This is a genomic window from Parabacteroides caeci (assembly GCF_023656795.1).
In the GTDB taxonomy this organism is placed as follows: domain Bacteria; phylum Bacteroidota; class Bacteroidia; order Bacteroidales; family Tannerellaceae; genus Parabacteroides; species Parabacteroides segnis.
Map to the genome: position 1 here is coordinate 104,585 of NZ_JAMOKT010000013.1, position 25,109 is coordinate 129,693.

At 45.0% G+C, this 25,109-nt stretch carries 22 protein-coding genes; 5 read left to right on the forward strand and 17 right to left on the reverse strand.

Annotated elements, in window-relative coordinates:
- Nucleotides 1-293: 293 nt before the first annotated feature.
- Both ald and NBH15_RS09185 read left to right on the forward strand, forming a co-directional pair.
- On the forward strand, nucleotides 294-1,400 hold the full coding sequence (ald, locus tag NBH15_RS09180; protein WP_046145010.1) for an alanine dehydrogenase: 1,107 nt from the start codon (nucleotides 294-296) through the stop codon (nucleotides 1,398-1,400).
- A gap of 165 nt (nucleotides 1,401-1,565) precedes the next feature.
- Nucleotides 1,566-2,285, forward strand: coding sequence for a tetratricopeptide repeat protein (locus NBH15_RS09185; protein ID WP_186960041.1), 720 nt, complete (start codon nucleotides 1,566-1,568; stop codon nucleotides 2,283-2,285).
- A 193-nt stretch (nucleotides 2,286-2,478) separates the two neighbouring features.
- Here NBH15_RS09185 and NBH15_RS09190 read toward each other — a convergent pair whose 3' ends face one another.
- The 9 genes from NBH15_RS09190 to NBH15_RS09230 form a co-directional block, all read right to left on the reverse strand.
- Nucleotides 2,479-2,904 (reverse strand): HU family DNA-binding protein, encoded by a 426-nt coding sequence (locus NBH15_RS09190; RefSeq protein WP_250822519.1) that lies wholly within the window; start codon nucleotides 2,902-2,904, stop codon nucleotides 2,479-2,481.
- A gap of 242 nt (nucleotides 2,905-3,146) precedes the next feature.
- Nucleotides 3,147-4,478 carry an RIP metalloprotease RseP gene (gene rseP / locus NBH15_RS09195; protein WP_250822520.1) on the reverse strand — a complete coding sequence of 444 codons (1,332 nt, stop codon included), beginning with the start codon at nucleotides 4,476-4,478 and terminating at the stop codon, nucleotides 3,147-3,149.
- A 55-nt stretch (nucleotides 4,479-4,533) separates the two neighbouring features.
- Nucleotides 4,534-5,706, reverse strand: a complete 1,173-nt coding sequence (locus NBH15_RS09200; RefSeq protein WP_250822521.1) for a 1-deoxy-D-xylulose-5-phosphate reductoisomerase — start codon at nucleotides 5,704-5,706, stop codon at nucleotides 4,534-4,536.
- Nucleotides 5,707-5,710: 4 nt separating this feature from the next.
- A complete protein-coding gene (locus NBH15_RS09205; RefSeq protein ID WP_007658971.1) occupies nucleotides 5,711-6,583 on the reverse strand; it encodes a M23 family metallopeptidase in 873 nt (290 codons plus the stop codon).
- A gap of 71 nt (nucleotides 6,584-6,654) precedes the next feature.
- Complete coding sequence (gene rimM / locus NBH15_RS09210) at nucleotides 6,655-7,176, reverse strand: ribosome maturation factor RimM (RefSeq protein WP_195438609.1); 522 nt, start codon at nucleotides 7,174-7,176, stop codon at nucleotides 6,655-6,657.
- 11 nt (nucleotides 7,177-7,187) lie between these two features.
- The gene (murA, locus tag NBH15_RS09215; protein ID WP_250822522.1) at nucleotides 7,188-8,492 is read right to left on the reverse strand and encodes a UDP-N-acetylglucosamine 1-carboxyvinyltransferase; all 1,305 of its coding nucleotides are present in this window, start codon (nucleotides 8,490-8,492) and stop codon (nucleotides 7,188-7,190) included.
- Nucleotides 8,489-9,088 (reverse strand): DUF4290 domain-containing protein, encoded by a 600-nt coding sequence (locus NBH15_RS09220; RefSeq protein ID WP_007658975.1) that lies wholly within the window; start codon nucleotides 9,086-9,088, stop codon nucleotides 8,489-8,491. Before NBH15_RS09220 ends, murA begins: the two co-directional genes overlap by 4 nt.
- Nucleotides 9,089-9,478: 390 nt before the next feature.
- Nucleotides 9,479-9,652 carry a hypothetical protein gene (locus NBH15_RS09225; protein WP_158579657.1) on the reverse strand — a complete coding sequence of 58 codons (174 nt, stop codon included), beginning with the start codon at nucleotides 9,650-9,652 and terminating at the stop codon, nucleotides 9,479-9,481.
- A gap of 101 nt (nucleotides 9,653-9,753) precedes the next feature.
- Nucleotides 9,754-11,565: a glycoside hydrolase family 2 protein gene (locus NBH15_RS09230; protein ID WP_244050890.1), complete on the reverse strand. Its 1,812-nt coding sequence runs from the start codon at nucleotides 11,563-11,565 to the stop codon at nucleotides 9,754-9,756.
- A 178-nt stretch (nucleotides 11,566-11,743) separates the two neighbouring features.
- Here NBH15_RS09230 and NBH15_RS09235 point away from each other — a divergent pair, with 178 nt between their 5' ends.
- Entirely contained in the window at nucleotides 11,744-15,688 is a 3,945-nt protein-coding gene (locus NBH15_RS09235; RefSeq protein ID WP_250822523.1) for a hybrid sensor histidine kinase/response regulator transcription factor, read from the forward strand.
- Here NBH15_RS09235 and NBH15_RS09240 read toward each other — a convergent pair.
- On the reverse strand, nucleotides 15,672-17,525 hold the full coding sequence (locus tag NBH15_RS09240) for a PAS domain-containing sensor histidine kinase (protein ID WP_250822524.1): 1,854 nt from the start codon (nucleotides 17,523-17,525) through the stop codon (nucleotides 15,672-15,674). The two genes, NBH15_RS09235 and NBH15_RS09240, sit on opposite strands and share 17 nt — an antisense overlap.
- Nucleotides 17,526-17,866: 341 nt before the next feature.
- Complete coding sequence (locus NBH15_RS09245; protein ID WP_122327294.1) at nucleotides 17,867-18,343, reverse strand: pyridoxamine 5'-phosphate oxidase family protein; 477 nt, start codon at nucleotides 18,341-18,343, stop codon at nucleotides 17,867-17,869.
- A gap of 80 nt (nucleotides 18,344-18,423) precedes the next feature.
- On the opposite strand from NBH15_RS09245, the gene NBH15_RS09250 reads away from it, so the two are divergent.
- On the forward strand, nucleotides 18,424-19,710 hold the full coding sequence (locus tag NBH15_RS09250) for a M64 family metallopeptidase (protein ID WP_250822525.1): 1,287 nt from the start codon (nucleotides 18,424-18,426) through the stop codon (nucleotides 19,708-19,710).
- A gap of 83 nt (nucleotides 19,711-19,793) precedes the next feature.
- On the opposite strand, the gene NBH15_RS09255 is transcribed toward NBH15_RS09250, so the two are convergent.
- Nucleotides 19,794-20,501 (reverse strand): pirin family protein, encoded by a 708-nt coding sequence (locus NBH15_RS09255; RefSeq protein WP_250822526.1) that lies wholly within the window; start codon nucleotides 20,499-20,501, stop codon nucleotides 19,794-19,796.
- Nucleotides 20,502-20,679: 178 nt separating this feature from the next.
- On the opposite strand from NBH15_RS09255, the gene NBH15_RS09260 reads away from it, so the two are divergent.
- Nucleotides 20,680-22,173: an IMP dehydrogenase gene (locus NBH15_RS09260; RefSeq protein ID WP_007658983.1), complete on the forward strand. Its 1,494-nt coding sequence runs from the start codon at nucleotides 20,680-20,682 to the stop codon at nucleotides 22,171-22,173.
- 91 nt (nucleotides 22,174-22,264) lie between these two features.
- On the opposite strand, the gene NBH15_RS09265 is transcribed toward NBH15_RS09260, so the two are convergent.
- The 5 genes from NBH15_RS09265 to NBH15_RS09285 all read right to left on the reverse strand — a co-directional run.
- Entirely contained in the window at nucleotides 22,265-22,576 is a 312-nt protein-coding gene (locus NBH15_RS09265) for a HigA family addiction module antitoxin (RefSeq protein WP_186960030.1), read from the reverse strand.
- A 112-nt stretch (nucleotides 22,577-22,688) separates the two neighbouring features.
- Entirely contained in the window at nucleotides 22,689-23,252 is a 564-nt protein-coding gene (locus NBH15_RS09270) for a BACON domain-containing protein (protein WP_303228645.1), read from the reverse strand.
- Entirely contained in the window at nucleotides 23,242-23,580 is a 339-nt protein-coding gene (locus tag NBH15_RS09275) for a hypothetical protein (RefSeq protein WP_128134231.1), read from the reverse strand. Before NBH15_RS09275 ends, NBH15_RS09270 begins: the two co-directional genes overlap by 11 nt.
- 67 nt (nucleotides 23,581-23,647) lie before the next feature.
- A complete protein-coding gene (locus tag NBH15_RS09280; protein ID WP_250822528.1) occupies nucleotides 23,648-24,175 on the reverse strand; it encodes a hypothetical protein in 528 nt (175 codons plus the stop codon).
- Nucleotides 24,176-24,226: 51 nt separating this feature from the next.
- A partial coding sequence (locus tag NBH15_RS09285; protein WP_250822529.1) for a transposase occupies nucleotides 24,227-25,109 on the reverse strand: 883 nt, incomplete at its 5' end.

Genomic DNA, 25,109 nt, shown 5'->3' on the forward strand with positions numbered 1-25,109 from the left:
ACTAAAGTCCAATAAGATAGATCCTTTACTAATCCGTCAGCTGAAGCAGACGGCAAATGAACCTGTAACAAAGCCTGTTTTATTGACTGGCTTTAACACACCCCCTACCCCCTCTCAAGAGGGGAGACAGGTACAACCTGTCACTATAAACAGACAGTTCAATTATTTCTATACTTCAGCCATCTCTTACCATCTTATTATTTTTGTCAATAAGTAATAAAAAGAGATTTATAACAGCATAATGTCATATTTTTCTGTACATTGCAGCATAATAACTATTAAAGACTAACATTATGATCATCGGAATTCCTAAAGAAATCAAGAACAATGAGAACCGGGTAGCGCTTACGCCTGCCGGAGCAAAAGAGTTGGTAAAAAGAGGACACACCGTATATGTGCAGCATACTGCGGGTGAGAACAGCGGTTTTCCAGATTCAGCCTATGAGACAGTCGGAGCAAAGATTCTCCCGTCGATCAACGACGTCTACCAGACTGCTGAAATGATCGTGAAAGTAAAAGAGCCGATTGCCGTAGAATATCCTTTAGTACGGAAAGGACAACTGGTCTTTACTTATTTTCATTTTGCCTCGGACGAAAAGCTGACGCTTGCCATGATGGACAGCGGCTCCGTCTGCCTGGCCTACGAAACGGTAGAAAATCCGGACGGTACACTTCCTTTATTAATCCCTATGAGCGAAGTCGCCGGTCGCATGTCGATACAGGAAGGCGCACGTTTCCTTGAGAAACCCCAGGGAGGCAAAGGCATCCTGTTGGGTGGCGTACCGGGAGTGAAACCTGCCCGCGTACTGGTACTCGGCGGCGGTATCGTTGGCTACAATGCCGCGCTGATGGCTGCCGGAATGGGTGCCGACGTGACAATAGCCGATATCTCACTTCCACGCCTGCGCCATCTGGAAGAGGTCATGCCCGCCAATGTCAGGACTTTATACTCTTCTACGCATAACATCGAAACGGAACTTCCGGCGACCGACCTGGTGATCGGTGCTGTCCTGATTCCCGGAGCCAAGGCACCTCATCTGATCACAAAAGAGATGTTGGGACTGATGAAACCCGGCAGTGTATTGGTAGACGTAGCGATCGACCAGGGCGGTTGTTTCGAAACTTCACATCCGACAACCCATGCCGATCCCGTTTACACAGTCGACGGTATCGTACATTATTGCGTAGCCAATATCCCGGGTGCCGTGCCCCAGACTTCCACGCTGGCATTGACCAACGCTACCCTCCCCTACGTGCTGGAACTGGCTGACAAAGGTTGGAAAGAAGCCTGCAAAGAAGATAAGACACTCTATCCCGGATTGAACATCATTGAGGGACAGATTGTCTATCCCGCTGTTGCCGAAGCGTTCGGATTACCTTGTTATCCGGCGGTATTATAATCTACAAATAGCACGCAGATGACACTGGTTTCATCCAACTTTGATAAATCAATTACTCCCTCTCTTTCCTTTATAATTACAAAAAAATGTAAAAACGCTTTGATACTTTTATGGAGGTTACTACCTTAGCGCAACTAATAATAAAAATTAAATCGTTTAACAACCATGAAGAAAATTGTTTTGTTATTGGCTTTTTGCCTGAGTATTGGAAACGTATTTGCACAAGACGCTGATAAACTGCGTGATGAAGGTGATGCTGCCTTGAAAGCAAAGAACTATGCAGAAGCTTTTACAAAGTATGACGGGTTCCTGAAACAAACAAACAATGAAGATGCAGACCGTGTTTTCAACTGTGCATTTGCCGCTTTCCAGGCAAAAAAGTATGAAGATGCTGTAAAGTATTACGATCTGGCTATTCAAAAGAACAAAAACATTGATGACGCTTATACAGGTAAAGCAATGGCATTGCGCAACCTGAATAAAGCTCCCGAATTTACTGCAACTGTTGAAGCCGGCTTGAAAGCTAAACCGGGTGATGCAGATCTGGAAAAACTGCTTTATGTATATTGCATGAAACAAGGTCAGGCTGTACAAAAAAGCGGAAAGATTGCTGATGCTGAAGAATTATACAAAGACGTGCTGATCGTAAGCAATCCCAAATATAAAGAAAATGCTTTGTATAGCTTAGGAGCCATGTATTACAACGAAGGAGCCAAGATTCTGGCTGCTGCTACCGACCCGGCTAAATATGAAGCTGAAAAAGATAAGGCAGACGTTCAGATGAAAAAGGCAAAAGAATATATGGAACAGGCAGTAGCTCTTAACGCAGCGAACGCTAACGCCAAGAAAATCCTTGATTCCATCAACGAAACATTGGCGAAGTAATTTCGAAACAAATCACAGTCAAGTCTGTAAAATTATAAAAAGGAAGGGGCTGTGTCAAAACTACCTTGTCCCCGTGCTTGACACGGGGCCGCAAAAGAACAGGCCTTGTCAATCAGATATTTATACGGTCTGTTCCTATGCGATCCCGTGTCAAGCACGGGAACGGGACAGTTTTGACACAGTCCCTTCCTTTTTACTTTTCATGCTCCTTCGGTAAACCCCCGTTTTCATCCCAGCACACCCACTCCAGATTTTTGCTGATCAATGTCTGGCTGGTAATCTGCCCGCGTTGTCCACGGGTATATTCGGGAATGAATCCCACCTTGGCAGCGGTGATTTGCTCAGGCGACACTTCCTCGGGAGTCTCCACCCCCTGCCCGCTGGCCTGGCAAGTCAGAAAGAAAGTTCCGACCCCCATCAGGCGCACCGACTGCCCCGTGCTCAACATATCGGCCAGCACTTCGCCCAGATTAGCCAACACGGCATATGTATCTCCCCGGCTCACGGTGGAGATCTCGGACAAACGGCGAGCTACATCATCCGTCGTAAACGGACGCTTCCCTGTCACCGCTCTCGGATACCACTTTCCTTTCTGCTTTTGTTTCCTGTAAAACGCCATATTCATTACTATTAGTTATCGGTGAGTAAGGAATCATGTAAGATGATTGTATGAATCATGTGGGATGATTATGGCAATCATGTAGGATGATTCCTGTCTTTTCCACAAAGGTAATATAAACAAGTCATAACATCGGAAGAATAGAGGTATTTATTTTTCATCGGAATTTATAAGCAACCGACAAAACGAAAAAGGGGAGTGCTACTTTTAACACTCCCCCTATCGAATATCTTTACTTATCTTCAGGACTTGAAGAAGAAGCGGAATATATCATTACCGTTTGCGTAGATCAGCAAAGCGAAAAGCAGGAACATACCGGTTATCTGGGCATATTCAAGGAACTTGTCGCTTGGTTTGCGACGGGCAATCACCTCATACAAGAGGAACATCACATGGCCGCCATCCAACGCCGGAATAGGCAATATATTCATAAAGGCCAGGATGATTGACAGGAAGGCTGTCTGCATCCAGAACACCTGCCAGTCCCAAACTGTCGGGAAAATGCTGCCGATCGTACCAAAGCCGCCCAGGCTCGAAGCGCCTTCCTTGGTGAATACATACTTCATGTCGTTCACATAGCCTTTCAAGGTATTGATACCCAGTCTGACACCGGCTGGAAACGATTCGAAAAAGCCGTAAGTACGGGTTACCGTCGGGTATAAATCCGTTTTGCTCATCAGATAAACACCGATCTTACCCGCCGTATCCGGTTGGATAACGACCGACTGTTCCATTCCGTCACGGTAAAATCCCAAAGTAATATCCTTTCCTTTATTCTGATCCAGAATTTTAGCCACATCTTCAAACAGAGGGGTTGCCTGGCCGTTAATCGAGACAATACTGTCTCCCGGTTGCAAACCGGCAGTAGCAGCAGGCGAATCTTTCTCGGAAAGTTTCTTTACAACCATCGGTACACGATCCGGACTGGCAAATCCTTTTCCTTCGCGCATAAAACGCTGCATCATATCTTCCGGTATAGGAATAACCGTTTCCACACCATCACGCAGGACTGTTACATTACTTGCTTCCACTACCTTACGGAAGCTGGACTGATCCAGGCGGTCCAATTCCTCATTGTTGGCCTTCAACAGGATATCACCGTCGCGGAAACCTACCTCCTGAAATGCTTCGCTGTAATACATGCCATGCTTCATATTTTTCAGAGGCAAATAAGTTTCGCCCCAAGTATAAAGCACCATCGAATAAATAAACAACGCTAACAGGAAGTTAAACAAAACCCCTGCGATCATGATCATCAAACGCTGACCGGCCGGCTTGGAACGGAACTCATACGGTTTGGCAGGCTGTGCCATCGCTTCTTTGTCCATACTTTCGTCGATCATGCCGGATATCTTGCAATAGCCGCCTAAAGGCAACCAGCCGATACCATATTCCGTATCACTGTTCTTCGGCTTGAATTTGAACAATGAGAACCAAGGATCGAAGAAAAGATAAAACTTCTCTACCCGTACCTTAAAAATACGGGCAAAGATAAAATGTCCGAACTCATGTACAAGGACCAATATCGATAAGCTCAGGATGAGCTGTAACGCTCTAATTAAAAATGTCTCCATCTATTTGTTTGTCTGTATTAATTTATTTCTTTTTACTCATATAACCTTCCCCGGTTTATTTTCCGGCTATCGTATTCGTATTCATGACCGAGGCCGCTACCCTACGTGCCTCGGCATCTGTCGCCACATAATCCTCATAAGTAGGCGTTGCGATAAAAGAAGAGGTTGCCATCGTCTTTTCAATCACATCACTCATTTGAAGGAAACCTATTTCGTCGCGCAGGAAAGCAGCCACCACCACTTCGTTGGCAGCATTCAGGATACACGGCATATTTCCTCCCGTACGAATGGCATCGAACGCAAAAGCCAGGTTACGGAAACGCGTCATATCGGGTTCCTCGAACGTCAACGTGGAATAGAGGTTAAAATCCAACCGGGGAGCCTTACTCGTCAGGCGCTTCGGATAAGAAAACGCATAACTGATAGGCAATTTCATATCCGGAATCCCCAACTGAGCCATCACAGCACCGTCTTCAAACTGCACCATCGAATGAATGACCGACTGCGGATGCACTACGATCTGTATCTGTTCAGGCGTTACGCCGAACAGCCATTTCGCTTCGATCATCTCAAAGCCTTTATTCATCATAGAAGCCGAATCGATCGTTATCTTTGCTCCCATGCTCCAGTTCGGATGCTTCAACGCCTGTGCCTTGGTGACCACTGCCAGTTCCTCCATCGTCTTCGTGCGGAACGGACCACCGGATGCGGTAAGCAGGATCTTTTCCACCTGATTCTCCCATTCTCCCGCTAAACACTGGAAAATGGCGGAATGTTCAGAATCGACCGGCAATACCGGCACTTTATGTTCCGTGGCAAGCGAGGTAATCAGTTCGCCGGCTACCACCAATGTTTCCTTATTTGCCAACGCTATGGCTTTGCCTGCCTTGATAGCGGCAATCGTCGGTTTCAGGCCGGAATATCCAACCATGGCAGTCAGTACCATGTCGATTGGCTCCGACTGTACCACCTGGGCGATAGCGTCCGAACCGGCCCACACCTTGATCGGCAGATCTTCCAAAGCCTCTTTCAGTTCGGGATATTTCTGTTCGTTGGCAATAACGACCACTTCGGGCATATATTTTCGTGCCTGGTTAATCAGTAAATCTACCTGGTTGTTAGCGGTCAGAGCATATACTTCAAACAGATCGGCATGTTCGCTGATCACCTCCAAAGCCTGTGTCCCGATTGAACCGGTAGAACCTAATATGGCTAAACTTCTTTTCATCGATTTAAAAAGCTATATATTCTTCTGGATTGACCGGAATACCTTTATACCACAACTCGAAATGGAGATGCGGACCGGTAGACAGTTTCCCCGTGTTTCCCACCAAAGCAATCGCTTCGCCGGCAACGACGTGGTCGCCAATCTCTTTCAGCAATAATTCATTATGTTTATAAACGGACAGGAATCCGTTCTTGTGTTGCAACTGGATCACATTTCCGAAATTGGGATCAAAGCCGGTGAATACCACCGTTCCGTCCAGAGTTGCCAGTACGCTTTCTTTCGGAGCTGCCACCAGGTCTACCCCGAAATGACGGGCATCCGCCTCGTAATGCGAAGAGACCACACCGTTTACCGGCTTATAGAAAAAGATACCATCGGTAGGAACCGGATTCGGATTCAGCACCGTCAGGTTATACTTTTCTTCTTCCTCAAAACTCTTTACAAATTTCTCTTCCGATTTGCTGCGGGGAATCTCATAATTGGCATCCACATGGGCCAGGGAATCTATCTGACGGATAGAATCGAGTTCGATCGTACCGGACAAGATACCGGCTACATTTTCCAGGTAAAGCGACTGGATAGAGATCATCCGCTCCAGCGAATCGGCACGCAATGCATTCTGCACGATCTCCTTACGTATTTCCACGTCCAGATAACCCGGCAAATAATTTCGTATCGGTGTTTTAATGATAATCAACGCAGTGAAAGCGATCAGCATGAAAGCAAACAAAGCAAGGGTAAGAAATGCCGTCAATTGCGACAAACGAAAAGACCATACTTCTTCGAGCGTCGTTTCATTGAAAAAAGACAGCTTGTATTTAAACCTTATCCGGTGCCAGAATGATTTCTTATTGTTCTTTCGTTGTTTTCGTGCCATGTTTTTATGTTAAAACGCAAAAGTAACAAAAACCGTATCTACACGGGCATTGTTTACTCTAATTAACGTTATTATAAATCAAGCAGACCTTCAGGAACGGATACCCGCAGTGTTTTGTTTTCATGATCCGCAGCCGTTATCAACTCTTCGACAGCCGGAAGCAGCAGTTCATTGCCGTGATGGTCGATCTGCAAAAGAACATTGATCGTCGTTTCATCCACGTCGGTGATCTTGCCCAGTTCCCCGTGACGCTCGTCGGTCACAGTGTATCCGACAAAGCTGTCCCATGACATGTCGCCCACCAAATCTTCCTCATCTGCATCTTCCAGCAGGAAAAAGACTTCACGGTTCGTAAACTCACGGGCGGCTTTCTCGTCGTCTACATTCTCCAGCTTCACCAGCATGACAGTATCGGTCTTGTAACGGTATTCCTCTATAAAAAAAGGTACCAGGATGCCATCCATTTCACAGATGATACAAGGGTCTTCGACATCATCAAACAGGTCGCAATTGGTCACCAGCGAGATTTCTCCCTTTATCCCGTGAGGTTTGGCAAACTGCCCGATCTTAAAAACTTCTTCTTTTCTTATCATAACAGGGTATGTCAGAGCCGGGTAATACGGGCTCCTATGTTATTCAAACGTTTATCGATATTCTGATATCCACGGTCGATCTGGTCGATGTTATGGATATGGCTGGTTCCTTCGGCACTCATTGCCGCAATCAGCAGGGCGATACCGGCACGGATATCCGGAGATACCATATTGGAACCGCGTAGTTTGAAACGGTTACCCAAACCGATCACCGTAGCTCGGTGCGGGTCGCAAAGGATGATCTGCGCCCCCATGTCGATCAGCTTATCCACAAAGAACAGGCGGCTTTCGAACATCTTCTGATGGATCAGCACACTACCGACAGCCTGGGTGGCAACCACCAGGAAGACACTCAGCAGGTCAGGCGTAAGTCCCGGCCAGGGAGCATCGGCTATCGTCATGATAGAACCGTCGATAAAGGTATCTATTTCGTAAGAATCATGTGTAGGAATATGGATATCATCACCTATCTGTTCGACAGTGATACCTAAGCGGCGGAACGACTCAGGGATAATTCCCAGCTTGTCATATCCGGTATTTTTTATGGTGATGTCCGATGCGGTCATGGCTGCCATACCGATAAAACTGCCGACTTCGATCATATCCGGCAAAATGGTATGGGTAGTTCCTCCCAGGGACTCGACACCTTCGATGGTGAGCAGATTAGAACCTACCCCCGATATGCGGGCACCCATCTGGTTAAGCATGGACGATAATTGCTGCAAATAGGGTTCGCAGGCTGCGTTATAAATGATAGTTGTCCCCTCGGCCAGCACGGCTGCCATCAGGATATTGGCAGTACCGGTCACTGAAGCCTCATCCAGGAGCATATAAGCACCTTTCAAACGTTTGGCTTCGATTTCATACAGTTGGCGTTCGGCATCATAGCTGAAACAAGCACCCAACTTCTGGATACCGACAAAGTGCGTATCCAGGCGGCGGCGTCCGATCTTGTCACCTCCCGGTTTCGGGATCAAAGCCTTTCCGAAACGGGCTACCAGCGGACCGACGATCATCACCGAACCGCGCAACGACCCGCATTTACGCAGAAAGTCTTCCGTATTCAGATAATCCAAGTCGATGGCATCTGCCTGAAAAGTATAGGTATCAGCAGCAGGATGTTCCACTTTCACCTGCATGTCACGAAATAGCTGGATAAGATTATTCACGTCCAGGATATCGGGAACATTATGGATCGTTACTTTCTCCGAAGTCAATAATACGGCACAGATCACTTCCAGCGCCTCGTTCTTGGCTCCTTGCGGAGTGATCTCACCGGATAATTTATAACCACCTTCTATAACAAACGAACTCATCGGCTTTTACGGGGATAATTCTTTTTGTTAGTATTATTCCGGGCCAGAATATCGCGGCTTTCTGCTAATTTATGAACTTCTTCATCCAAAACGATCTTTCCGCTTGACAGTTCGTCAAGGTCTTTGAATATCTTACGGTCGTCGACCGACTCTTTATTCCAGGTAAGGAAAGATTTCTTCATCTGGGTAGCCAGCAGTTTGATTAGCTGGTCTTTCTCTACTCCCGCTTCCAGTTCCGTTGCTTTACGGATCATCAGTTCCAATGTCTTTCCGTAATGGCGGTAGCGGATACGGTTGTTATTGTAAGGGATACGGGGAGGACGGGCATATAAATTTTCCTTCTTCACGATTTCGTAAGGATAGTCGATATCCAGCTTGAAATCTGCCATGATAGCCAGGTGATCCCACAAAATGTGTTTGAAATCGTTTACATCACGCAGGTGGGGAAACATATTTCCCATGATGTTGATTATCGTATTGGCACAACGTTTACGTTCTTCTCTGTCCTCTATTGCAACGCAATAATCAACCATGTTCTGGATATTGCGTCCGTATTCGGGCATAACCAATTTCTTTTCTTCTGTATTATATTTCATTATCATATTCATTTATCCGGCAAATGTACTTATTTTAATTGATTTACACAAGATACTCTCAAACTGTATAAAGGTTCTATAAGTGTTGGGAACATACATGATTATTAGTAATATAACGAACTAAACAGACATCGTCATGAATTGTAAAAAATACATACCACTGCGTGTTGTGATTCTTTTTATATTTCACATAATACATATCCTTTCCATATCGGGAAAAGTACTCCGGAGCCTTTTTCTTTAATTCTACACATAAACTATCCTGTATATTATTTACCAAATCTTCGACATAAGATATCGCTGAATCATAATAACTGAAATATTGCTTCTGATAAAGAATATCCATCAACTCAAACAAATATTCTTCCACATCTGGTAAGAACAAGACTTTCATTTATCAAACAAGGCTTTTATCCTGGGGCGAAGACGGTTCAACAATTCTTCGCCAGTAATGGCTGAAGTCAAATTCTTTTGCGTAGAAACTGACTCATAAAGAGAAATAACTGGTTCAGAGACCTTCTTTGACTTCTCTTCCGGTTTTGGGTACTGTTTAGCTTGTGTCATATCATATATCTGATTTTCCACAAAGATAATTATAAATACATAATAACAAATGTCCCTATACCCGATTTTACAGATATAGGGACAAATAATTATTTATCTGGTTACTTTGACAATTGGTTAATCACCGCCTGGTTGGCATTCTTCACGGCAGCTTCGTTTATCTTGATTTCTTTACGGTCGTATGTCATCAGGCCGTTCACTTCGCCTTCCACATCTGTCGTTTGGGTGTAAACGGCTGCGGAGAAACCACGGTCAACCATCTCTTTCAGTTCGTTGGCATATTTTACATATTCGGCTGTTACTTCATCGCTGTTCTTGAACTGGACATATCCCCAGTTGCGTTTATTCCACCACAAATGGTTTTCCAATGGCAGACCTATTCCACCGTACTCACCCAACACTGTTACCCGTTGCGGGTCAAACAGGAACATGCTCGGCCCCGGATAATTATGCAGGTCGAGAATGTCGCCACAAGCCCGGTGGTTTCCTCCGCTGGCCGGATTTACCAGGCGGGAAGGATCATAGTTCTTTGTCCATTCAGCCACTTTTTCGGTATCAAACTGTCCCCATGCCTCATTAAAAGGAACCCATACGACAACGGACGGATGGGATACACATAAGTCCATAATTTCTTTCCATTCCTGATAGTAGTTCGCAATCGATGCGGAAGAACGTTCTTTATCCGTTCCGCCATTATAAGTATGAGGTGCCCACTGATTCCCCATATCACCGCTCGGCATATCCTGCCAAACCAGCATACCCTCCTTATCGCAATGATAATACCAACGGGCCGGTTCCACTTTCACATGCTTACGGATCATATTGAAACCCCAGTCTTTTGTTTTAACGATATCATACAGCAAAGCCTCATCCGTCGGAGCCGTATATAATCCGTCCGGCCACCAGCCCTGATCCAACGGACCATACTGGAAAAGATTTTTATTATTCAACTGCATACGCATAATCCCGTTCGCATCCCTTTTGGATGATATTTTACGGAAAGCCGTATATGACTTCACGTCATCCACTACTTTTCCATCTTTCGTCAACGATACTTTCATATCATACAGATACGGATTGGAGGTATCCCAAAGAGTCGGGTTCTGCACAGCCAGGCGAAGTTCTTTTCCCTGGATACCTTTTGCCGAAGCAACAACCTGTCCTTTATCCAGCAACTTGACTTCGACAACAGCCGTATTGCAGGGCTGCGAAGTACCTACCGTTACATTCATCGTCCCGTTATCAATATTCGGGATCGACTTTACCGAAGTAATATGATTGGTGGCTACCGGCTCCAACCACACAGTCTGCCAGATTCCGGTAACAGGGGTATACCAGATGCCTTCCGGATTAGAGGTCTGTTTCCCGCGTGGCTGATAGCCTCTATCGCTCGGATCCCACACACGTACAACCAGTTTCTGATTACTTTTTCCGGTCAGATAAGGAGTGATATTAAATGAAAAAGGAGTAAAACCACCCTGATGAGAGCCAATCAGAATGTCATTGATAAACACATCTGCTTTCCAGTCTACGGCACCGAAATTAAGTACCACATCTTTATTCTTCCAGTTCGCCGGAACAGTGAATGAACGCTTATACCACAATTCATTATTTTCTCCTACTTCTTTCTGAACACCGGACAAGGAAGATTCCACTGCAAAGGGAACCAGGATATTCCCGTCAAACGAGTTCGGTTCCACCTCCCCTTTCGGTTTAATGGCATATTCCCATTCACCGTTCAGATTTACCCAGTCCGTACGTTCCAGTTGCGGACGGGGATATTCCGGTAATACGTTTTGGGGGTCGATCTGTTCCGCCCATTTAGTTTTGATCTTATCACCTGCCGGCTTCCACTGAGCCTGCGCACATACAGTAAGTGCCAAAGCACAACATACCAATACTGCTTTCTTCATGTTCTCGGATATTAAAGTTACCATTCGTTATTTTTGAGCAAAGAAACTCTTTCTCAAGCATAAAGGCTTTCAATTTTCGGGCATATGCTTTCAAATATCATTCAGAACAACCATAATTGGCTTATTTTTCTTATTTATTTATTAGCTTTGCCTTCGAGAAACACTATTATCAATCGATATGAAGAAAATACCGCTGCTGGCCGCCTGTTTATTTATATTGTTGCTCTGCCTGCCCGGATATGCCAACGATCCGCATTTCAGGCATTACAACAATAAGCAGGGATTATCGCATAACACGGTTTATTGCTCCCTACAGGACCAGCGGGGATTCATGTGGTTTGGTACCGAAGACGGATTGAACCGTTTCGACGGACATACATTTAAAATATACAGGCACAATTCATACAACCCGAACAGCCTGCCCAACGATTGTATCGTCAACCTTTTTGAAAGTTCCGACGAAAAGATATGGATTTTTACAGCCAGAGGAACCTGTTACTACGATTACAGGACAGATACATTCCATCCGTTCCGGTTATCGTCCGGACAAAATGAGTCCGAATCATTTTTTGCCGGTACGGAAGACAAAGACCGGAATCTCTGGTTTATCGACTATAACCGGATTGTCCGCTATAATCCGGCAGACAGCAGTTCACGAACTTATCCGGCAGAAGATTTTTTCCATCCGGCTATTATTACCCTGACAAATGACGGGAAACCCCTTTTTTCTGACAGGCAATCTCTATATACCTACAAGGCCGAGACAGATAACTTTCAGAAGATCCCATTCCTGAATGAAACGCAGATCAGCAACCAGATCGCCCTGCAAGCGATATGCCAGATTCCCGACCTGGGTATTCTGGGCGGCACCAACCAGGCCGGACTTCTGCTTTACAAATATCAGGATCAGCGTGTCGTGACAATAATCCCGGAAATACAGGTCCGTGCCATCATTTCATACAATACTACCATCTACTGGATTGCTTCGGAATCAGGCATCTACATTTACAACACACAGGACCAAACAATTACAAACCTACGAAAATCTCTGACAAACGAATACGCCATTGCCGACAACGCCGTTTATTCGCTCACCAAAGACCGTGAGGAAGGTGTATGGGCCGGCTCTTTTTTCGGAGGGATCAGTTACCTGCCAAAGGAGTATACCCGGTTCAGTTATTTTATCGGAGGCAAAACACATCCCCAGCTACTCGGAAACGCAATCCGCGAAATCACGCCCGACCGGTACGGCAACCTATGGCTGGGAACAGAGGATAACGGGATCAACTGCTACAATCCCCGGACCGGAGAGATCACCAATTATTCATATAATAATCCCGGCCATCCGCTATCGGCAACCAATATTCACGGGTTACTGGCTGTCGATAACCAGCTATGGGTCGGGACATTCAACAAAGGGATCGATGTGCTGGACATTCCCTCTGGCAAGATCATCAAACATTATTCACGGGAAAACAGCCAAACAAACCTCAACAGTAATTTTATCCTTTGTTTCTATAAGACACGCGAAAATGAGTTTCTGGTGGGTACATCCAACGGCTTAATGATTTACAATAAACAAACGGAAAGTTTCAGCCCCTGGAATAATATTTACGCTCTTATCAGGCAAATATACCAGGACAGCCGGGGCGATATATGGGTGGCAACCTCCAACGGTATTTACCATTACCTCCGCAAAGAAAACAAAGTAGAGCAATACCGGTCCGACAGTAATAAATCCGAAAGCATCGGCAATAACAATACGACCTCCGTATTCGAAGATTCAAAAGGCCGGATTTGGGTTACCACAGTAAGCGGCCTCTCCCTTTTCAACGAAGAGACACAGTCTTTTAACCGGATCACCACTGACAACGGACTGCCCAGCAATATCGTTTACAGGATCGTTGAAGACGATTCACATAATTTCTGGTTATCTACGGCAAACGGCCTGGTCAGATTCAATCCGGAGACCTATGCGATGCGGACTTATACGTATACCGATGGGCTGCATGAAACACAATTCAACTACAGCTCTTCCTATCAGGCACCCGACGGGACAATCTATATGGGAACCATCAACGGAATGCTGTCATTCAACCCGTCCCAATTCAAAGAAGACACATTTATGCCTCCCATGTATATCACCGGGATCAATCTCCCGGACAATGAAGAAAACAAATATAACCTTCCTACTTCCTCCATCGAAGACACGAAAGTTTTAAAGTTGCCCTATAATGCCTCCACATTTACCTTGTCGTATGTAGCTCTCAGCTATACCTCTCCGGATGCCATCCGGTATGCGTACAAGCTGGAAGGGGTGGATAAAGACTGGAACTATATGGACCAGAATAAAAATGTAACTTTTGCCAATCTTTCCCCGGGTGAATACACATTCAAAGTGAAATCAACCAACAGCAGTGGCTTATGGCAGGACAACGAACAATCGTTACAGATCATTATCACACCTCCCTTCTGGGCTACCGGATGGGCATTTTTTGTCTATATCGTGATTATTTGTATTTGTATAGTCCTCTTCTACAATTATAAAAAGGCCAAACTAGAGGAAAAACACCGTATAAACCAGGACTTGTTTGAAAGCAAAAAAGAAAAAGAACTATATGATGCAAAAATACAGTTCTTCACCTTTATCACCCATGAGATACGTACCCCGCTTACCCTTATCAAGGCCCCTTTGGAAAAGATCATCAAATCGAAAGACGGCAATCCATCTACCAGGGAGAACCTGCAAATCATAGAGAAAAACACACAGCAGTTATTGAACCTGAGTAACCAGTTGCTCGATTTCCGGAAAACGGAAAGCCGGGGATTCAGACTGAATTATGTACACACAGACGTAACGCTCTGGCTCCATACTATTCTGCAACCGTTCCTGCCAGTCATAGAACAGGAGAATAAAAGATTCACCTGTGATATTCCCGACGAATCATTCTATGCTTTCATCGACCGGGAGGCTTTTTCCAAGATCATGAACAACTTGCTGACCAATGCTATAAAATACTCGGACAAATATATCTCCCTGCAATTACAGAGACAGGAAGACGGGAATGAATTTATCATATCCGTTACCAACGACGGTATGCTGATCCCTGACAGCGAAATAGAAAACATCTTCACCCCTTTCTACCGCCTGAAAGAGACAGAACACCAGCAGGGAAGCGGCATCGGCCTCTCTTTGGCACGTTCGTTAGCCGAATTTCATAAAGGTTCCCTGAACTACACACAGACTCCGGAAAGAATGAACCGGTTTATCCTGACTCTGCCCAAAGAACAGGAAGACTGCTACCTGCTGACAACCGGAAAAAATACGGAAGACGCCATTACGGAAAACAACGACGATCAGAATGATGATAAGCCTATTATCCTGATCGTAGAAGACCAGGAAGATATGCGGCGATTTATCGCCAGAGAACTGGCAGAAACATACCGCATCCGGGAAGCCGCCAACGGAAAAGAAGCAATCTGTATCCTGAAAGACCAGTCGATAAGCCTGATCCTCAGCGATGTCATGATGCCTGTTATGGATGGTTTCGAACTATGCAACGTAGTAAAGAATGATGTCAATTACAGCCATATTCCTTTTATCCTGCTGACAGCCCAGCATAATCTGCAATCCAGGTTAAAAGGACTGAACAACGGAGCCGATGCTTATATGGAAAAGCCGTTTTCGATAGAGTTGCTTGTTGCCCAGGTCGCAAACCTGCTGAAAAGCCGGGAAGTACTGACCAGAACATACAAGGAAACACCTTCCACGCCGGCAACCAGCCTGGCCGTTTCTACAGTCGATGATCTTTTCCTCCGGAAACTCAACGCATACCTGGAAGAACATATCACTAACGATGCGCTGAACGTTGAAATGCTGGCAACAGAAATGGGCATGAGTACCTCCAGCCTGTACAGGAAAGTAAAAGGTCTGTCAGGTTTATCTCCAGTCGAATTCATTAAGATCGCACGGCTGAAACAAGCGGTCCTGCTAATGAAAAACGGGGAAAACCGAATCAACGAAATTGCATTCCGGACAGGTTTCTCCTCTCCGGCCTATTTCTCCACCTGCTTCCAGAAACAGTACGGAAAAACACCGACGGAGTTTATGAAAGAATGTTAGCCAAAGGCAGTGTGAAACGGAAAGTAGATCCTTCCCCGACTTTGGATGAAATGGAAATTTCGCCCCCCATCTTATTCACCAGTCCTTTACTGATAGCCAGTCCCAGTCCTATACCGTTATAAGCCCCTTTTAGTTGTACGAAACGGCCGAAAATATGATCCAGCTCCTTCTCCGGAATACCTTTACCGGTATCTGATACATAAAAATGAACACGATCCCCTTCCAAGGTATACCCAAAACGGATAGAGCCGCAAGAGGTATGCTTTATAGCATTCGTCAGTAAATTACTAAGAATCTGCACCATTCTGTTATTATCCGTCCGGATCATAATATCAGGACACGGATCCAGGACCAATTCCACATTTTCCGGCATCCTGAGTTGCATGACATTGTACATATCTCGCATAGCAGAAGGCAGATACACGTCTGTATAAGCGAAAGACACCATCCCTGATTCTATCTTTGAAATATCCAGCACATCGTTTATCAGCCGCAGCAACAACTCATTGTTCGATTTTATAAGGCTTATGTACGTTTCTCTCAGTTCCGGGTCCGTCTCTATAGATAACAGGTCCGAAAAACCGACTATGGCATTCAGCGGAGTGCGGATTTCATGTGTCATATTTGCCAGAAAGGCAGATTTCAGCTGATCGGCATTCTCTGCCTTCTCCTTTGCATCTATCAGGGTACGCTCATATTCTATATATTTCTGGTTATCCACCATGCATCCCACAATAAGATTAACCTGACCGTCATCATTATACTCCAGGGCCCTCCCTATTACCTCATAGCTCCGATATTCGCCCTCATCATTTTTCAAACGGAAATTAACGGCAAACTCGGGCAGCTTTTTATTCCTTATCTCATTGAATAACAAGAAAAAGTCTTCCCTGTCATCCGGGTGACGCAGATTAGACAAGGCCCGGCAGATATATTTGTTTCTTTCCAACAGGTAATTGTTGGCTCCGTAAAACTGGAAACAATGGTTACAATGCTCCTTGTCGCAAGTCTGAAAACGATGGAAGTTAAAAGAATAAGTCGTGATATGGCTATTCTTCAAAGCCAGTTCCATCATGGTCCGGCTCTCTGACAATTTACCGCTCAATGTTTTGTTCTCCTTTTCCCGTTCCACTTCTTCAGATACGTTACGGATATAAATCACCACATATTTATGATGCAACGGTACCATCCGTAACTTAAAATAGACAATAGGAGCATTGTGACCGGGTATCGAGATATCCAGATTAATAACTTCCGATGTATCCAGGCATTTCTGTACAACTATCGCCATATTCCTCTTTGTTTCATCCGGATAGATAAAACCGGGTAAATCGTCAATCCGTCGATTGACAGCTTCGGGGGTAATGCAGGTTTCGGCAGCATAGGCGATGATCCGCTCTACAATGAGTTTGTCATTTACCAACAGGATGGTGTCGGGAACAGCTTCTGCGACCTTCTCTGAAATATCGGTCAACTCCCGCATCTTCTGGTCATACATCGTAACATCCCATTCTTTAGGACTCGGATCGGTCAGCAATAAGGTGTAACCTATAATCTTTCCATCCTCACTGAATCCGGGAATAATAGAAAACCCGACCGGCAGGTTATGGCTGACCACACTCCCATTCCGCAAATAAGTCTTTTGCATATCTGAAAGAAAAGTCGTTTCAAACAAATTACTCAAAAGGAAGTCTGATAAATCTGTTATAGCAAACTTTTCACACATTGCCTTATTTAAAGCAATCAACAAACCATCACTATCGTATAAGGCTCCTCCCTTGGGATAGTAAACAAAGAAATTTGTTATCAGCTGCTGTTCGACTAATGAGTTTCCCATCACAATTTAGATTTGAATCATTTTACAAAGAAAAGCAAACTTTATAAATCAAAGACTATATTAAACCAAAATAATTTATTAAAAACAAAATACCACCTGTTATAAACAAAGTCTATCAGCTCATAAATATTATCCATCAGATAAGTTTGGCAAGGTAAAACGAATAAACGAACTTTGTTACATGATCATGGTAATGTTATAAAATATAGGGATATAATTAGTCAAAAGGAAAAAGGCGATAAGGGATTTGCCAAGAGAAATGGCACAAGAAAGTCCCGTCATAACTAAGAGAGGGTTAATCCCGGGATTTTTTCCCGGGATTAATTATTTATATACGTTTCTTATTTAATCCGTTTACATTTTCCGGAAATATGTTCAATATCCAACCGCAGGATGTTGGTCCGGTGAAAAGACTTTGCAATATATTTCTCTCCTAATTCTTCAAAATCGGGAGAATATTTCTTTGTCAGCAGGCGCAAAGCCAACAACCTCTCTTCTTCCGGCAGATCCATCCGGATTGTACCGAAAGCTATCGCCGACTCATAGGCTGTAGAGAATTGCTGCGGAATAACCCGCGTTTCCCCCACCACGCAAAAGCTCACTTTCGGATTCAGTTTCAAACATTCCAGTTTATATCCTTCCTGCGCACAATGAAAATAGATATGCCCGTCGTTATCCAGCACATAACTGATCGGTATGCCGTAACCGAACCCATTCACACCTGCCATAGCTAGAAATCCATACTCTCCGCCTTCCAGCAACCGGACGGCCGGTTCGTTCTCGAGTATTCTGTCTTTTCTTCTTATTTCCGTAAACATATCTTTCACATTTTAGAGTGGCAAATCTACAAAAATAGTATATTTGCGCGTATAAATCACACCGAATAAAGCACCAAAAGATGAAAACAAAAATTTCCTTGCTTCTGATAACATGCCTTTGCAGCCTTGCTTGCCTGGCGCAAAGCGACTTTGACAAACACTTCACCAAAAAAAGTTTACGGATCGACTTTGCTTTAAGCGGCAATTCCCAATTTCAGGCAGCCGCTATCCAACAGTTGCGGGAAGAACCCGTATGGGGAGGCCCGGTAAAAAACCTGATTGACAAATTCAATTACGGAGGTTACTACGTCAACATATACGACAAATCAAATAACGAACTAATCTATTCACGCGGATTCAATACGCTTTTTGAAGAGTGGCGCAGCACAGAACAAGCCAAGACCGAAACACAAGCATGGACAAACAGCATCTCGGTTCCCTATCCGAAAGCAACCGTAACAGTTGAGATCACAGCCCGCGACAAGGCGGACATGCAATTCCATCCCCTGTTGAAAATGGATATCGACCCGGCCAGCATTTTTATCGATCGCGGAAAACTCAAGGACAACAAAGTCACACAAATCCAATACAAGGGAGACTCCAGTGAGAAGGTCGACCTGGTTTTTATTGCAGAAGGATATACGGCTGACGATCAGGAAAAATTCGTTGCCGATGCTAAAAAATTCACGGAATCGTTGTTCCAGACACCTCCGTACACAACACAACGGGAAGATTTTAATGTATGGGCTGTCAACCTGATTTCGGAAGACCGGGGAACAGACATCTCCGGAAAAGGCATCTATAAGAACACCGCCTTAAATTCAGGATATTATACGTTCGGCGTAGACCGTTACCTGACAACACCGGATATGAAATCCATCCGCGACGCAGTCTGGAATGTTCCCTGCGATGCTATATTCCTGTTGGTCAACACCGACACCTACGGAGGGGGAGGCATGTACAACTTCTACGCCATGGGAACAGCCGATAATGAGCGGACACAGCATGTTTTCGTTCATGAATTCGGACACAGCTTTGCCGGACTGGCCGACGAGTATTTTTCCTCCGAAGTCGCCTATCAGGATTTCTACAATCTGAAATACGAACCCTGGGAGCCCAATATCACCACATTGGTCGATTTCGACAGCAAATGGAAAGACCTTTTGCCTGCCAAAACTCCGGTACCCACCCCACTGGACGATGCGCATAAAGACAAACCCGGTGTATTTGAAGGAGGCGGTTACATATCCAAAGGTATCTATCGCCCGATGGACCATTGTATGATGCGTGATTATGCCCCCTTCTGTCCGGCCTGTAGCAGGGCCATCCTGCGGATGATCGATTTTCTGTCTGACAGGGACTACTAAAAAAATAGAAGGAGGTGTGCCATTCCTGACATACCTCCTTCAGACTCTTTCAGATTTATATTCACCCAAAAGATCAGATACTATCAATTCATCGGAACTTCCATCAATAAGATCCGCGAATTTTTCAGCACTTCTATCGTAATACTGTCAGTTTCATAAAAACCGGCACCATCGCGTTTGGAAAGCACTGTGTTATTCACTTCCACTTCTCCTTCGATAACGAAAAGATAAACGCCTGTACCCTTCTTATGAAGTTTATACTCCTTGATCTGCCCCGCATCCAGTTCACCTATCGAGAACCAGGCATCCTGGTTGATCGCAGCCGGTGTTTCACCGTCAGGCGAAAGGATCAACGACAACTCATTCTTCTTCAGTAAAGAACGTACATCATAATTATTATACTTCGGTTTTGTATTTTCCTCACGAGGGAAAACCCATATCTGCAAAAATTCAAGCTGCCGTTCGGCACTGTCATTAAATTCACTGTGGAAAATACCTGTACCGGCACTCATCACTTGGATATCACCCGGGGTAATGGTCTCACTGTTCTGTATACTGTCGCCATGACGCAGATAGCCATTCAGCGGTATGGATATCACTTCCATATTCTTATGCGGATGTGTGTCAAAGCCTTCGCTCGGAGCAACCGTGTCATCGTTCAACACACGCAACATCCCGAAATGTACCCTTTTGGGATTGTAATAATTTGCAAAACTAAATGTATGATATGTTTTAAGCCAACCATGATTTGCATATCCACGAGAGTTCGCCTTATCTACTACCATTTTCATAAAATATTCCTCCTCCTTAATTCACATATATAACATTCCATCCGCTGAAAAAGTTCCGATGCCTCCCTTCCTCAGACAATAGTCCTTTAATTAGTATGAAAAATGCACCTAAATGAAAACATATCTGAACAGAATTCAGTACTTTTGCACAAAAATTCATCCTGTAAATATTAATCATATGGCAGTTTACTTAAACGATGTATCTAGAACCTTCGGAGAATACCTGCTTATTCCCGGTTTGACCACCAAACAATGTGTGCCCACAAATGTTTCACTGAAAACATCACTTGTCAAACACAATGTCGGCGAGAAGTCTCCTATTGAATTAAATATCCCGTTTGTTTCGGCAATCATGCAATCGGTATCCGGTCCTGAGCTGGCTATCGAACTAGCCCGTAACGGTGGTCTTTCATTCATTTTCGGTTCACAGCCAATCGCCAGCCAGGCAGAGATGGTCAGAAGAGTGAAAAAGTTCAAAGCAGGTTTTGTCACCAGCGACTCTAACCTGACTCCCGAAAACACGTTGGCCGACGTTATCGACCTGGTTAATCAGACAGAACATTCCACCATCGGTATTACCGACGACGGAACTCCTAACGGTAAACTGCTGGGATTGGTTACCAGCCGAGACTATCGGGCCGAAAAAGACGATCTTTCCACCAAAGTAAAAGAGTTCATGACTCCTTTCTCCAAACTGATCGTCGGTGAAGTCGGCATCTCGTTGAAAGAAGCCAACCAGATTATCTGGGATCATAAACTGAATACACTTCCTATCATAGACAAAGACCAGAATCTGGCTTATTTCGTATTCCGCAAGGATTATGACAACCACCGCGAAAACCCGAACGAACTTTCCGGTGCAGATAAGAAGTTGCTGGTTGGTGCCGGTATCAATACCCGCGACTATATGGAGCGTGTCCCCGCATTGGTTGAAGCCGGTGTAGATGTATTATGTATCGACTCTTCCGACGGTTACTCCGAATGGCAATGCGAAACATTGCAATGGATCAAAAAAGAATATGGCGATAAAGTTAAGGTTGGTGCCGGAAACGTGGTAGACAGAGAAGGTTTCTTATATCTGGTAAAAGCCGGAGCCGATTTCATCAAAGTTGGTATCGGTGGCGGTTCTATCTGTATTACCCGTGAACAGAAAGGTATCGGCCGCGGACAGGCTACTGCCCTGATCGATGTCGCCCAGGCGCGTGACGAATATAAAGAACAGACCGGTATTTATGTTCCTATCTGTAGCGACGGCGGCCTGGTACATGACTACCATATGGTACTTGCCCTGGCAATGGGTGCCGACTTCCTGATGATGGGACGTTATTTCGCCCGTTTCGACGAGTCTCCTACAAAGAAACTGCGCATCGGCAATAATTTCGTAAAAGAATACTGGGGTGAAGGTTCAAACCGTGCCCAGAACTGGCAACGCTACGATATGGGAGGCACCGCTTCACTGAAGTTTGAAGAAGGAGTAGACAGCTACGTGCCTTATGCAGGAAAAATGAAAGACAACCTCAATCTGACATTAGGTAAAATCAAAGCTACTATGTGTAGCTGCGGAGCCATCACAATTCCTGATTTACAGAAAAATGCCAAGATCACACTGGTCTCTTCTACAAGTATCGTAGAAGGTGGTGCACACGATGTAATCCTGAAAGAACAGAATTAATCATTTCTGATCAATATATAAAACAGCCGCAAATCTCTTGTCCTGAAATTTGCGGCTGTTTTATTTATATTTCTCTCATACAAATACCGCCTTACAACAAAGCGACAAACTTACGTATTTGGTTTAGACGCTCCATAAACGTTTGATCGTTACTAGCTTGCTGCATATTATATTTCAGTTGCAAGCGCATCAGTGAATCAGCAGGGATGTCCAGCGCCGCTTCTAGCATCATAGCTGTCGCAGTGGTCAACGAACGTCGCCCATTCAACAGGTCATTTAGAGCTTTGTAGGGTATACCTATCTGTTGTGCCAGTTGCCGCTGTGAAATTTTACGGTATTCTATTTCATCCTTAAGCACTTCTCCGGGATGGGTTGGTGTATATCCAAATTTTACTGTAGCCATATCTGCTTCTTATTTATAATGATTAGACAATTCGATGATATTACATACGGTGACCACTACTTCAGAAACCACTTTCGTTGAAAGCGATGTTTTTTATCGGAAGTCTCCCCTTTTAAATACAACTCCTCCCGTCTGTTAGCGTAATTGTATTTGTACGGCTGTTTGTACTTTTGTTTTCCGTTGGAGTAATAGAAAGTCCAACTTCGGTTTTACTTACAGCCAGTCCCGTATATGAACCGCCCTTTAGCTTCCAATCGGAAATACCGGTCGCAACCTGAACCGTTATAGCTTCCTTTTGGCTTGCCGGCATCTTCAAGACATTCCCAATCAGCGAGGCTCCCCCAATCGACGAAAGGTCGGCTGAGAATGTGATTGCAGCCTGTTCATTTCCTTTCTGAACGACAATTAACGACTGACGAACAGACGGTTGATTTTTATTTACAACGGTTATAACACCCTGACGCTGTTCGGCTGAATAATTAGTTGTAAGTATTTGAACGGTAAATGAATTAGTGACTCCGCCCTCACCTGTAACGACTTTTGCTTCCAGCCAATCCAGAGTTCCGTCTTTTTCCAATTCCCACACACCATCACAAGCGACAGACAATGTAATTGGAATGTCCGCATCCGCCGCCTTTTCCGCCTCGAATGTAAGCCTATTATCTTTAAAGGGCATCCTCACAACTCAGCCCAATCGTTCCCCAATCCGTCTGAACATCCATCGTATCGCCCACAAGCCAGTCTTCGACTTTCAATGTGGCAGTCAAACTGCCCCGACCTGCCGGGTCGACCTGCACCGTATACCGGTGATTGGCCTGAATACTGACCGAAGCACCCTGTATATCAAAGAACTTAACCGGAACAACCTGTGTATCCTCACTACTCGAACTATGACCGATCAGATTGAATTTAATCTCTTCCGTTGTCTTATTCGTAGGATACAGATAGAACACACCCGGAGCAACCCCGGCATTCGAACCACTCACTGTCGAGAAGTCGATCAACGGCAATTATACCCGCTCGGCAGCGTCCCACTCACTACCGGCAAACAACGGGCCCTGTCCGGGAGCATTACTCAATGCGATCTGTTGAGCAACTTCCGCTCATCAACATCGGGCAGGCTATCAGGTCTTTCTGCGAGTTACCGAGTTTTTCCTTAAACGAAGCCGTGTCTGTCTTATGCAGTTGCACATCAGCCAAAGACAGTTGGCCGCGTGCATTCGCTACAAAATAAAATTTCTTTTCCTCCCCGACGGAAATAGTCACCAGGTTATCTTTCCCCGAAGTCGTCAGCGCAAATGTATTGGCTGCAACAGCAGCGTCCGCACCACTTCGCAGGATTTCTTCCAATACAACCGGTTTGGGATCCGCGCTACTCAGCGAGTCCTCACCGAACACATAAATATCAAGCGTACTCAACTCGTTTTCCGCATTCGAGGCAATGCCTCCCTCAGCTTTTGTGTAAGGGACGTAACCCCGTGCTGTTCCCGAAAACAGGAAGGTCAGTTCCCTGCCGTCTTTCCCGCCGTTTCCCTCGTCCGGACCGGACGTTTCCATATCTTCACTGCAAACGGCCATCAGCAAGCTCGCCAGTGCCATTAAATAATACTTCTTTTTCTTTAATAGTCCGTTAAAAATTCAACATATCGGCTAAGCGGCTTCTGCCACTATGCCAAAGAGTTCTTTGATAAGTTTAGTATTAAAAGTTCTGTTCGGTTTCAGACCGGACTTGCTAAAAATTCTTTTGAGCATATAAATATTACTCAGATAGGCCTTTAGCAGTCCGATGGAAAGCGACGGATAGTATCGTTGCCGCATGACCTTTGCGATGTTTACCGAGGCCAGTGAAGCATTGAAAGTGAAGTCGAGTTTCCTCAAGTCTCTTGCCTGACAATCATTGAGTCCGGTAAACTGCTTGGAATCCCGAAAGCAAAACTCAATCTGGAATCGTGTACGGTAGTATTCGATGATGTCTTTGTCCGACATGTCAAGATCGGTGGAGAAATAGATTTTATGTCCTCCTGATTCTGGATAATGAACCACGACTTTGATGTTGCGTTTCATTGCTTTTGAATAGGCCTTGACTGAGTAAGCCCTTCCTCCTTCAATGTCGAGAATCTCGCAATGCTGAAGGTCGAGTTTCTCAAAATCAATCTTCTCGCCTTTGACACGCGGTCGTCCCCGTTTGCCTGTGCGGACACCGTTATGTGAATACCACAAGGCGGCATCATCACGCAGGCGGCTGATGACATGGAATCCCAGCAGACAGGCTTCACCCACGAACTTTGCCTTTGAGAACCATGCATCTGCAACGACATAACGTGTTATGCCGAGCAACTTGTCCTTGTATTTGCGGAGCACGTCAAGATACCAGTCCACAAGGTTGTAATCTTCGCCTTGCTTTTCCAGATACGCCTTGTCCGGTGTCTGTTCCGCACGTAGCATCATACAATCCCGACTATCAATGTCGATAATGCCGATACCGAGAATTTCCAATCCTCGTTTCATTGCAGAAGCACATCCCGACCAGAAC